Source organism: Corynebacterium hylobatis (assembly GCF_003955685.1).
In the GTDB taxonomy this organism is placed as follows: Bacteria; Actinomycetota; Actinomycetes; order Mycobacteriales; family Mycobacteriaceae; genus Corynebacterium; species Corynebacterium hylobatis.
In genome coordinates, this window is record NZ_RXHJ01000025.1 from 21,277 (window position 1) to 32,489 (window position 11,213).

9 protein-coding genes and 2 pseudogenes are annotated in these 11,213 nt (G+C 64.2%); all 11 read left to right on the top strand.

The features are described from left to right. Window positions 1-324: 324 nt before the first annotated feature. On the top strand, window positions 325-417 hold the full coding sequence (locus EAH68_RS15025; RefSeq protein ID WP_231587689.1) for an SHOCT domain-containing protein: 93 nt from the start codon (window positions 325-327) through the stop codon (window positions 415-417). Window positions 418-1,266: 849 nt separating this feature from the next. Continuing rightward, window positions 1,267-1,998: a M23 family metallopeptidase gene (locus EAH68_RS13945; protein ID WP_126121952.1), complete on the top strand. Its 732-nt coding sequence runs from the start codon at window positions 1,267-1,269 to the stop codon at window positions 1,996-1,998. A gap of 144 nt (window positions 1,999-2,142) precedes the next feature. Next, complete coding sequence (locus EAH68_RS13950; protein WP_126121953.1) at window positions 2,143-2,475, top strand: ArsR/SmtB family transcription factor; 333 nt, start codon at window positions 2,143-2,145, stop codon at window positions 2,473-2,475. A 98-nt stretch (window positions 2,476-2,573) separates the two neighbouring features. Then, complete coding sequence (locus tag EAH68_RS13955; protein ID WP_126121954.1) at window positions 2,574-3,275, top strand: DsbA family protein; 702 nt, start codon at window positions 2,574-2,576, stop codon at window positions 3,273-3,275. A 9-nt stretch (window positions 3,276-3,284) separates the two neighbouring features. Beyond that, a complete protein-coding gene (locus EAH68_RS13960; protein WP_126121955.1) occupies window positions 3,285-3,935 on the top strand; it encodes a vitamin K epoxide reductase family protein in 651 nt (216 codons plus the stop codon). A gap of 298 nt (window positions 3,936-4,233) precedes the next feature. After that, window positions 4,234-5,859, top strand: coding sequence for a cytochrome ubiquinol oxidase subunit I (locus EAH68_RS13965; protein ID WP_040355493.1), 1,626 nt, complete (start codon window positions 4,234-4,236; stop codon window positions 5,857-5,859). 2 nt (window positions 5,860-5,861) lie between these two features. Continuing rightward, the gene (gene cydB / locus EAH68_RS13970; RefSeq protein ID WP_003847484.1) at window positions 5,862-6,863 is read left to right on the top strand and encodes a cytochrome d ubiquinol oxidase subunit II; all 1,002 of its coding nucleotides are present in this window, start codon (window positions 5,862-5,864) and stop codon (window positions 6,861-6,863) included. A gap of 5 nt (window positions 6,864-6,868) precedes the next feature. Next, window positions 6,869-8,491 carry an ABC transporter ATP-binding protein/permease gene (locus tag EAH68_RS13975; protein WP_040355498.1) on the top strand — a complete coding sequence of 541 codons (1,623 nt, stop codon included), beginning with the start codon at window positions 6,869-6,871 and terminating at the stop codon, window positions 8,489-8,491. 26 nt (window positions 8,492-8,517) lie between these two features. Further along, window positions 8,518-10,182: a thiol reductant ABC exporter subunit CydC gene (gene cydC / locus EAH68_RS13980; protein WP_040355500.1), complete on the top strand. Its 1,665-nt coding sequence runs from the start codon at window positions 8,518-8,520 to the stop codon at window positions 10,180-10,182. A gap of 645 nt (window positions 10,183-10,827) precedes the next feature. Continuing rightward, window positions 10,828-11,009, top strand: a pseudogene (locus EAH68_RS14805) (MBL fold metallo-hydrolase); the annotation flags it as partial. Continuing rightward, window positions 10,998-11,213 (top strand): annotated as a pseudogene (locus EAH68_RS14855) (heavy metal translocating P-type ATPase); the annotation flags it as partial. The pseudogenes EAH68_RS14805 and EAH68_RS14855, both read left to right, overlap by 12 nt.

An 11,213-nucleotide genomic window follows, 5' to 3' on the forward strand; every position in this document is an offset into this window, starting at 1 on the left:
TAGGAGAACATGCCACCTATTCTGGTGGCCACAGGCAGAAGAAGAGCTGCTGGCGGTACTGATCCGGAAAATTCGGAAGGCCTGGCGTTCCCCCGGCGACGATGGTCAGCTGCTCGGGAAACCCCGAAGGAGTGAAACATGCACTGGGATGGAGACCACATGGGGGGTTGGGGCCTGGGAATGGGCTGGTTGGTCCTGGCCCTACTCGTGCTCGGTATCGTGGTCTTGATCATGATCATGGTCGGCATTTTCCGCGGCGGAATAGGACGAGGCCCAGGAGGCGATGACAGGGCTCAGGGACCGGAGCGCAATCGGGCACGAGACATGCTCGATGAGCGCTATGCCCGAGGTGAGATCGACGCCACTGAGTACGACGAGAAACGGCGGCGTCTTGAGAACCGTAAGGATAAAGACTAGGCCCTGACGCCACTCAGCCGAGGACAATGGGCCCGGGTGGAATCCGTCTCCAAGACCGGGTTGCCCTGGGCCCCACCCATCCGCCTCTTCTCCCAGGTCTCTGGTGGCGACGGCGCGGGCATCCTCGTGGGAGGAGACCTATGGCAGCCGGAAGTACTTCACAGCCAGGACGGGCTACTGCAGGTGAAGATAGTTGCCGCCCAGCAAGAGGTGGATATCCGCGGATGTCAGGCTCAGGTTCTGGCTTATAATGGCACGATTCCGGGATGGACCTAGCGGGTGAGCCCCGGGGACTAGTTCATCCTAGAGCGGTTCCTTTTTTCGTGCCTTACGCGGTGACGATGCTCCTCCGGGAAGCCTTGGTCGCTTCCCGCGGTTACGGCACCATGTACGCCGCGCTGGCTGGCGTCGCCATCATCACGGCCGTCTTCTATCACGGGGTCCACCGGCGTAGAGCTGTCTGACCCCCGCTTATCCACGCCACCCCCTCCCCACCTTTCCTTCAAGGCCACACGCTCCCGGGAGCGTGTGGTCTTTGTGATTCGGGGCGCATTTCTCCACTCAGAAACTGGGTCTGAGCTGGAAGAATCCTGACACCCTTCGCCCACGTGCGCGCTAACCTGGGCTTTTTCCCCTGCATACGGCCCGGGATTCTGACAGTCAAATTATAGGCGGACGGGGGGCTTGCATACCCCAAGGCCCGTATGTATGGTTCTGCGAATCAATAACGAAACGGTCACGATGTGCTCACGATTGAGTTATCGCCCAGGCCCGTGCAGCGGGCAGCATGACAGGAGTAGAACCATTTCCAGCCCGAATCAGCGGTCCACTAAGAGCCGCATCGCCCTCATGGCCGCTGCCATCGGCGCAGTCTCCACCGCCGGCATCGGCGGCGCGGCCGCAGCGACTCTGCAGGCCGATTCCGTCCCCGCCCAGAAATCCTTCACCGCCGACTACCAGCTTGCCAACGACTCTCAGCAGGTGCTCTACCCCGAGACCGATTCCGCCCCGCAGATCCTGACCATCGCCGAGCACAAGCCGGTGGACAACCTCGACGAGCAGCTGAACAAGTCCATCGAACTCGCCGCCGAGCGTGCTGCCGCCGAGGCAGAGGCAATCGCCGCCGCTGAAGCAGAGGCTGCCGCTGCTGAGGCTGCCGCCGCGGAGGCAGAGCTGGCCGCGCAGGCTCCGTCCGCCTCTGTGGTCAAGCCGGCCGAGGGCACCTTCACCTCCGGTTTCGGTATGCGCTGGGGCAGCCTCCACGCCGGCCTCGACATCGCCAACGCCGTGGGTACCCCGATTCTTGCCGCCATGGGAGGCACCGTCATTGACTCCGGTCCGGCCTCCGGTTTCGGCCAGTGGATCCGCATCCAGCACGACGATGGCTCCATTGCCGTCTACGGACACATGGAAACCCTCGACGTCAGCGTCGGTGAGCAGGTCACCGCCGGCCAGAAGATCGCCGGCATGGGTAACCGAGGATTTTCCACCGGGTCCCACCTGCATTTTGAGCTCTACCCCACCGGCAGCGGCGCCGTCGACCCTGCCCCCTGGTTCGCCCAGCACGGCATCACCTTCTAACCCCACCCCACCGGCAAGAAAACCCGGCCTTGGCCCTCAGGGCCGCGTCTGTGGCCGGGGTGCCGAACACGCTCCCGCTTATCGGGGGTTAGTGCGCTGAGTGCATTGAGGCTTAGTACAGGGGACTGTGTACTGTCTATCGTTATGAGCACGGTGACCCTGCCTCACATCTCCGCCTTGTCCCGGATGGGCCATGCCCTGTCCGATGACACCCGGACCGGAATTTTGCTGGCCCTGCGCCACGGGCCGGCTCGACCGTCCGAGCTGGCCCGGCAGTTGGCTGTCTCCAAGCAGGTGATGTCGAATCAGTTGGCCTGCCTGCGCGGATGCGGACTGGTGGTCTCCACCCCGCAGGGGCGCAACGTCTGGTATTCGCTGGCTGATCCTCGGCTGGGTCACGCCTTGGGCGAGTTGCTTGAGTTGGTGGTCACCATTGATCCGACCTGCTGCTCGCCGGATGGATGCACCTGTTCATGACCCTCCCAGGTAGAGGGCTTCGTCGGCAGGTTGCCGGGCGACCCTGGGCCTGCTGCCTTGACACCCCTGATTCCCACCAGAGATAGAACGGAACCCTCGTGAGCACTCCCACCAACCGCACCACCCGGCCGTCCGGGAACTGGAGAAAAGCCCAGATCATTGTCTGGGCGCTATTGGCAATCGTCGTCATCGCCGGGATCGTCGCCTTTTTCCTCGGCCGATCCGACTCCGCTTCTGCGCCCGCCCCGGAAACCGTGACCAGTGATGCCGGGCAGGTGGTCCGGGACAACAGTCGGGTGCTGTCCCAGGCGCCGAACGAGAAGGCCGTGCTGGTGGAGTTCCTCGACTTCGAGTGCGAGGCCTGCCGGGCGGCTTACCCCTTCGTGGAGGAACTACGTGCGGAGTACTCCGACACCGTCACCTTCGTCAACCGTTACTTCCCGCTGCCGGGTCACCGCAACTCCATGCCCGCTGCCGTGGCTGTGGAGGCTGCCGCCCAGCAGGGCCAGTACGAAGCGATGTACCACCGGATGTTTGAGACCCAGTCTGAGTGGGGTGAGTCCGCCGAGGACAACAGTGCGGTCTTCCGCGGCTTCGCCGAGGACCTGGGTCTGGACATGGCCGCCTTTGACGCCGCTGTGGCCGATCCGGCCACCGAGGCACGGGTCCGACTCGATGTGGCTGACGGCACGGCCTTGGGTGTGCGCGGCACCCCGACCTTTTTCCTCGACGGCCAGCTTTTGACTCCGGACTCCCTGGAGCAGTTCCGGGCCGAGGTCGACGCGGCCGCCGCCGACTAACCCGAATCCATGACGCACCCACCCACCGCCGACGACAATGAGGTTCTCGTGACCGAGCCGAACAACGACACCTTCCTGCCGGTCTTTGCCCGCCAGCGTCCTTTCGCCCTCATCCTGCTGGTCACCGGTGTGATCGGATGGGTGGCCTCGGGCATCCTGGTGCTCGAACGCCTGGCCCTCTACGAGGACGCCGAGCATGTCACCACCTGCGACATCAACGCGTTAGTTTCCTGCGGAAAGGTGATGGGCACCTGGCAGTCCGAACTGCTCGGCTTCCCCAACCCCCTGATCGGCATCGTCGCTTTCGCCGTGGTCATCACCACGGCGATGGCCATGCTGTCGGGGGCACGCTTCGCCGACTGGTACTGGGGGGCTCTGCAGGCAGGGGTGACCGTGGGCCTGCTGTTCATCGTCTGGTTGTGGTACCAGGCCCTGTTCGTCATCCACATTCTCTGCCTGTACTGCATGGTGGTGTGGGCCATGATGGTTCCGCTGTTCATCCTGCTTACCGTGCGCAACCTCGCTCATGGGCTCTTCCCCGCCTCCCCGGCTGTGGTGCGGTTTTCCTCCCAATGGGCGGGCACCCTGATCGCCGTGATCTACGTCGCCGTCGCAGCCTCGGTGTTTGTCAGCTTCTACTCCGATTTCACCAGCCTCTGACCTTGGCGAGCGGCCACTTCCCAGCGCCGGTGATTCCGGGGCCATGTGTGACGCAGGCCCAGACCTGGGGTGACCTGCATCAACTCGAATGGGCTTCGGGTGGGGACCTTCGTCACGTTCTCGGAACTTTCCGTTCAGCCGGACCGACAACTTGGGTATACCTGAATTTAGATCGGGTGTCGGCAGGAATCGCGAGCCGGGAGTGTGTGAGGCCAGTTCGCCGCGCCTGCCGGAAAAGAAGCTGTCGCGGTGGCGATGAGTTACTGTGCCGGTTTTTCAACTGCGAAAGGCATACGCTGTGGATCTTGTCGATGTCTCACGCTGGCAATTTGGCATCACGACTGTCTATCACTTCATTTTCGTCCCCCTGACCATCGGACTCGCTCCGCTGGTGGCAATCATGCAGACGGCCTGGCATCGCACCGGTAAAGATATGTGGTACCGCGCCACCCGGTTTTTCGGCACGCTGTTCCTGGTCAACTTCGCCATGGGCGTGGTCACCGGCCTTGTCCAGGAGTTCCAGTTCGGCATGAACTGGAGTGAGTACTCTCGCTTTGTCGGCGATGTTTTCGGTGGTCCGCTCGCCCTGGAGGGGCTGGCAGCTTTCTTCTTTGAGTCCATCTTCTTGGGCATTTGGATCTTTGGTTGGGGAAGAGTCCCCCGCTGGATACACCTGGCGTCCATCTGGATCGTCGCAGCCGCGACTAATGTCTCGGCCTACTTCATCATCGTGGCGAACTCCTTTATGCAGCACCCGGTGGGGGCGGCGATGAACTACGAGAACGGTCGCGCGGAACTGATCAACGTCTGGGAACTGCTGAGCAATCCGGTGGCCCTGGTGGCCTTCCCGCACGCGGTGGCCGGTTCCGTGCTTGTGGCCGGCACCTTCGTCGCCGGCATTAGTGCGTGGTGGATGGTGCGCGATCGTCGTCACGCCGCAAAGACGGGCGAAAACGCCGAGGATGCCGGGCAGTTGTGGCGGCCCCTGCTGCGCATGGGACTGTGGGTCACATTATTGGGGATCGTCTCCGTTTCCATCACCGGTGATCTGCAGGCCAAGGTGATGTTCGAGGTCCAGCCGATGAAGATGGCCTCCGCGGAGGCCCTTTGCTATACGGAGGAGGACCCGTGGTTTTCCATCTTGGCTATCAGCACGTTCAACGACTGCAACTCCGTCTCCGAGATTTTCAGTGTGCCCTGGGTTCTGTCATTCCTGGCCGGCGGCCAATTCAGCGGTGTAACGCTGCAGGGTGTCACGGACCTGCAGGCCCAGGCCGAGCAGCTCTACGGTCCGGGCAACTACTCTCCGAACCTGTTCGTGACCTACTGGTCCTTCCGTCTGATGATCGGCTTCATGGCCGCCTCCATCCTGGTGGTTATCGTCGGTTTCTGGTTGACCCGTAAGAAACGCACCACCGACAGGCGGTGGTTCGCCTGGCTGGGTCTCATCGCGATTCCGTTCCCCTTCCTGTCTAACTCCGCCGGCTGGATCTTCACCGAGATGGGGCGCCAGCCCTGGGTGGTGTACCCGAATCCTGACTTCGGTCCGGAGAATAGCCCGAACGGGGAGAACGACATCCACCTGATCGTGGACTTCGGGGTGTCCAACCACTCGGTGGCCACCGTCTGGATTTCCCTGATCGCCTTCACCCTGATCTACGGCATCCTCGCCGTGGTCTGGTTCTGGCTCATGCGCCGCTTCGTGGTTGCCGGGGCACTGGCATCTGGCGCTTCCGAGAACATCGTCGAGGACACCTACGGGCCGGACGCCGAGGAGCTAGAACCGCTGAGCTTCAACGCCGACAGCTCCGACGACTTCCCCAGCGCCGAAGAGTCCGAACCCGCCGACCGGGGTTCCGCAGCTGTCACCACGAAACCACGCCGACAGCGTGATGAGCGCACCGTTGATGAGAAGGGGAATTGATCATGGATCTGCAGACCTTGTGGTTCATCGTGATCGCTTTCCTGTTCGTCGGTTATTTCGTCCTGGAGGGTTTCGACTTCGGTGTCGGTATGCTTCTGCCCTTCCTGGGCGGTGACGGTGAGGAGCGTGCGCGGCGTCGCGACGCGGTGGCCACTAGCATCGGACCGGTGTGGAACGGCAACGAGGTGTGGCTTATCGTGGCGGTGGGTGGCATGTTCGCAGCCTTCCCTGAGTGGTACGCCACGATGTTTTCCGGTTTCTATCTCCCGTTGCTGCTCATTTTGCTCTCCCTAATCCTGCGGGGCGTCGCCCTGGAGTGGCGCGTCAAAGTCGACACCCAGGCCTGGCGGGACCGCTGCGATATCGGGTTGGCTATCGGCAGTTGGGTGCCAGCGATTTTTTGGGGTGTAGCCTTCGCCAATATCGTCCAGGGCGTGGCGATCGACGCCAACCGGCAGATCGATTCCAGTCTGACCGCGATGTTTGGCCTGTTCAATCCCTACGGTCTGCTGGGAGCGGGGACCTTCGTTCTGGTGTTCATGGTGCACGGCGCGACCTTTTTGGGGCTCAAGGTGCACGAACCGTTGCGCAGCCGGGCCCATCGCCTAGCCCAACGGCTGACTATCCCGACAGCCGTGGTGGCCGTCGGGTTCGCGGTATGGACTCAGCTGGCACATGGTGATCCCGTCATCTGGATCGCGGTGGGTGTGCTCGCACTGTGCGTGCTCATCGGTTCGGTGGCCATCATGCGGGGCCACGACGGCCTCGCGTTCGCGGCCACTGCCGTGGCTGTGGCCACCCTGGTGGTGCAGATTTTCGTCACCTTGTTCCCGAACGTGATGCCTACCTCCCTGCCGGGCGGGGTGTCTCTGGACATCTATAACGCCTCTAGTTCGGACTACACGCTGGTCTTTTTGTCCTGGGGTGTGCTGATCCTGGTGCCGTTCATCCTGGCCGCTCAGGGCTGGACCTTCTGGTCCTTCGCCAAGCGGATCACGGTGTGAGCCGCGTGCAGGGACCCATTGACCCCAGACTCCTTGCTCTGGTTCCGCCGGTGTGGGGCCTGATCCTGCGTACCGGCGTTCTGCAGGCGCTCACCACCGTGTTAGTGCTCGCCCGCGGGGTGCTCATCGGCTGGATCGCAGCCCGCGTCATCTTGGACCGCGGCGCCGACTGGGACGTGCTGACCTGGCCAGTGGTGGCACTTTTCGTGGTCATTGCTGTCCACGGCGTCGTGTCCGGTCATGCGCAACGCGCCTCCTCGGAGAGCGTCGGACGGGTCGTGGATACGCTGCGGGCCAAGGCTCTGACCGCGTTGCGACGCCGCGATCCCCGCCGCGTGCAGGAGGAATCGGCCCACTGGCGTGAGGTACTCACCGACGGTATCGAGGACTTCCGGCCCTACTTGAGCGAATTTCTGCCCTCGCTGGTCGCCGTCGTGCTGGCTACTCCGGCCGCTTTGGTGGTGGTGCTGGTGGCGGACCCGGTCTCCGGAATCTTGGCGCTGGTGACGGTGCCGCTGATCCCGGCCTTCATGGTGTTGATCGGCAAGCTGACCGCCGCGCATACCCGACGCCGCCTGGAGGTGACCGCTGCTTTGGGCGGGCAGCTGGCGGATCTACTCTCCGGCTCGCTAACGCTGCGGGCGCTGGGAGCCATCCGTCATCCGAGTAGGCAGCTGCGGTCCACGGGGCGTCGCCATGAAAAGGCCACCATGTCGGTGCTGCGCCTGGCATTCCTCTCTTCCTTCGCCCTGGAGTTCCTGGCCACCCTCGCGGTGGCGCTAGTTGCTGTGAGCATCGGGCTGCGCCTGGTGGACGGGAACATGGAGTTGACCGCCGGGCTGATCGCGCTGATCGTGGTCCCGGAGGTGTACAACCCGATCCGGCAGGTGGGTACGAACTTCCACGCCGCAGCCGATGGGCTGGCCGCCGTCGAGGAGATCTTGGAGCTGCTGGATGAGGATGCCAAAGCAACCGACACATCCGGGGCCGGAGCGGACCACCGCGGCCGGACCTATCTGACCCACCGCGAATCACCTGGAGACGCCCAACTGACGGTCACCGGCCTCAGCGTGAGAGGCCGCGACGGCATGAAGCCGGAGAACTTGAGCTTCACCGCCGAACCTGGGACGATCACCGTGTTGTACGGCGACAACGGTTCCGGAAAATCCACTGTGTTCCTCGCCGTCCTGGGCGCGCTGCCGGATGATCTGGTCACCGGACGGGTCGTCGCTGCGCCGTTGGTGCGCACGGCCTATCTGCCGGCCCGGCCGGTACTGGTGCAGGGCAGCGTAGAGGACAACCTCGTGCTGCTGGGTGCGGAGCGTGGGCCGGCCACCGAAACCGCTCGGAACCTGGGCTTCGACGTGTCGCTGGAACGCCGCCTCGGACCGGCGGGGGAAGGCATCTCGGCGGGCCAGGGCCAACGCCTGGCCCTGGCGCGCACCCTGGCGGGCGGCACCGGCCCCACGCTGTATCTGCTGGATGAACCTAGCGCGCACTTGAGTCCGGAGCTGGTGGAGGCCCTCTCCGCTGAGCTGCGGCGGCGTGCAACGGCCGGACACACGGTGGTGGTGGCCAGTCATGACGTCCGGCTGGCCGCGATCGCGGATGAGGTGGTGTACCTGTGAAGTCCGAATTTCGCGCCCTGAGCGCCATGCTGCGCCTGGCCGGCGTGCGCTACCGCGAGGTCGTCGCGGGTATCGCTGCCGGTTCCATCACGCTGATCTCTGCGTTGACCCTGACGATCGTTTCCGGTTGGTTAATCACCAAGGCTTGGCAGATGCCACCGGTGCTGGACCTCTCGGTCGCGGTCACCGCGGTGCGCGGCCTGGGCATCTCCCGGGCAGTATTCCGCTACGTGGACCGGCTGCTCAGCCACCGCATCGCGCTGCGGGCCCTGACCACATTGCGGTCACGGGTCTTCGACGCGCTGGCTTTTGACCACACCGGCACCGGCCGAGGACACCTCTTCACCCGCGGTGACGGGCTGGTGCGCCTGGTCGCCGACACCGAACGCATCACTGACGTCATCGTCCGTTCTGTCGTCCCCGGTGGGGTGGCATTGGTGCTCACCGTGTTCGCGGTGGCCGGCGCTACCTGGCTGCACCCGGCAGCGGGCCTGGTCCTGACTCTCGGCTTCATGGTCACCGGCCTTATCACCCCGTGGCTGGCGGTGCGGGCGGCCAGACGTTCACGCCGAGTGTTCGCCGAGGACAACCTCGACGTGGCCCTGGATGAACTGCTGGACCACCGCGTCGAGTTCGCCGCCGCCGGCCTGGGGGCGAAACGCGAGGAGTGGGCCCTCACGGCGTCGCGACGCAGCAGCGACGCCACCGTCGCCGCCGAGAAACCGCTGGCCACCTCACAGGTCTTGATCACCTGGTCCACCGGTCTGGCGGCGGCGCTGACCGTGGTCGTTGGCGCGCTGACCTACACCGGGGACCCCACCTGGCTGGGCATGATGGTGCTGCTGCCGCTGGCCGCCTTCGAGTCTCACGCCCAGCTCTCAGAAGCTGCGATCCACGCCGACGAGGCCTCCCGCAGCGCCCACCGACTCACCGACCTGGTCAAAGAATCCGACACCACTTCGGCGACGGACGGCGGGGAGGCGACGGCGTGGGAGCTCGATGGCTGTCACCTTAAAGCCACCGACCTACGTTGCCGCTTCGGCGATACCACCTGGCAGGTGGATCTGCCACCCGGTGAGCGCATGGTCATTCGCGGCCCCAGCGGTTGCGGCAAGACCACACTGCTGCAGACCCTGGGTGGCCTGGTGCCACCACGCAGCGGTTCTGTCACGCTGGGAGGGCAACGTGTGCCGGAGATCGACCCGGCCGCGTTGCGGAAGACCGTCCGCGTGCACGCGGAGGACGAATGGCTCTTCTCCACCACTATCCGACAGAACCTCCTCGTGGCCAACCCGGCCGCCAGTGACGGGGAACTATGGGAGGTCCTGCATGCGGTGGGGTTAGATGACTGGCTGCGGGAGACTGTGGGACCGGTCACCGACCCGCTGGACCTGCTGCTTGCCGACGGCGCGGGTTCCCTGTCGAGCGGGCAGCGCCGCCGTCTGCTGCTGGCCAGGGCGCTATGTTCCACCGCGCCGGTGCTGCTGTTAGATGAGCCGACCGAACACATTGACGCGGCAGATGCCGACGACCTGCTGGACACCCTCCTGGCCAAGCCGCTACCCGGACCGCGGACCCGACGCAGCGTCATCGTGGTCACCCACCGGTCGGATAAGCAGGACGGCGGGAACACTGAAGTCGGAGAAGTAGACATCCGCCGCTACGCCGACCCGGTGACGGAGCACCCCTAAGTGCTTATCTGCTTGTCGACGCCTCCTGAGCCCGGAGGCAAGTCGGGGTGAGCCGGTCACCGCAGGGTGATGCCGATGTGCTCGACACCCACCAAACCGGCATCGAGCTGCCCCTCACAAGGCAAGAGAACACCGCAATATAAGTACCCAGGTCCCCTGACCGTGTGGTCGGGGACCTGGGTGCTGCCCTCTTCGGTTTCTGCCCTAGTGCGAGTTGATCCTCGTTGACGGTGAGCATCTGCCTCACCATCCGGTAGGCGTGCTCGTCCCACCCTTGGCGTACAGCATCGCGGACGAGTCGGGAGCGTTCCCACCGGTGACCGCAGCCAATGACAGGGGTATTGTCGCGGCGGCGGCCGATCTCCCCGGCAGATGCTCTCGGCCTGGGTCGCCGACCGCAAGTGGTCCCTCATCGACGGGGACGGTCGATGATCGATCGTTCCGGGGGGGCTGGGGCATTTACCCTGATGAGTTGACCTACGTTTCACTCCATTTCCCCTGATCATATACCCCCTAGGGTACCTCTTGTTCAATACCCCTGGGGGTATTATGGTGGTGTCGTAGGACCGGGGAAGACGTCCCCGGCTGTCCCCGATTTCCTGCGAAGGAGAAACCATGCTCATCGAACGCATCTAGGACGAGGACCTGGCCCAGGCGAGCTACTTCATCGGCTGCCAGGCCAAGAACACGGCCGTGGTGGTCGATCCCCGCCGAGACATCGAGGTCTACCGGGCGATGGCCGAAAAAACGACATGACGATCGTCGCGGTGACCGAGACCCACATCCACGCCGACTACCTGTCGGGTACCCGTGAGCTGGCCGAGGCAATTATCAACGGCGCGGAAAACAAGGGCCTGACCGTGGAGATGGTCGACCACGCCACCCCGATCACCGGCAAGGGCATCCGCGCCCAGGTCGACGGTCAGACTGTCGCCGTCGGCTCCGCAGACCTGCTTGATGTCACCCCGGACAACACCCGCATCCTCGAGCTCAACGACCAGGGCAAGACCGCCATGTACGTCGGCGTCGAC

What these genes read in the sequence shown, in the direction of transcription:
- EAH68_RS15025 (WP_231587689.1), top strand. Translation starts at nt 325, where the DNA reads ATGCTCGATGAGCGCTATGCCCGAGGTGAGATCGACGCCACTGAGTAC.
- EAH68_RS13960 (WP_126121955.1), top strand. Translation starts at nt 3,285, where the DNA reads ATGACGCACCCACCCACCGCCGACGACAATGAGGTTCTCGTGACCGAG.
- EAH68_RS13950 (WP_126121953.1), top strand. Translation starts at nt 2,143, where the DNA reads ATGAGCACGGTGACCCTGCCTCACATCTCCGCCTTGTCCCGGATGGGC.
- cydB (WP_003847484.1), top strand. Translation starts at nt 5,862, where the DNA reads ATGGATCTGCAGACCTTGTGGTTCATCGTGATCGCTTTCCTGTTCGTC.
- cydC (WP_040355500.1), top strand. Translation starts at nt 8,518, where the DNA reads ATGCTGCGCCTGGCCGGCGTGCGCTACCGCGAGGTCGTCGCGGGTATC.
- EAH68_RS13945 (WP_126121952.1), top strand. Translation starts at nt 1,267, where the DNA reads ATGGCCGCTGCCATCGGCGCAGTCTCCACCGCCGGCATCGGCGGCGCG.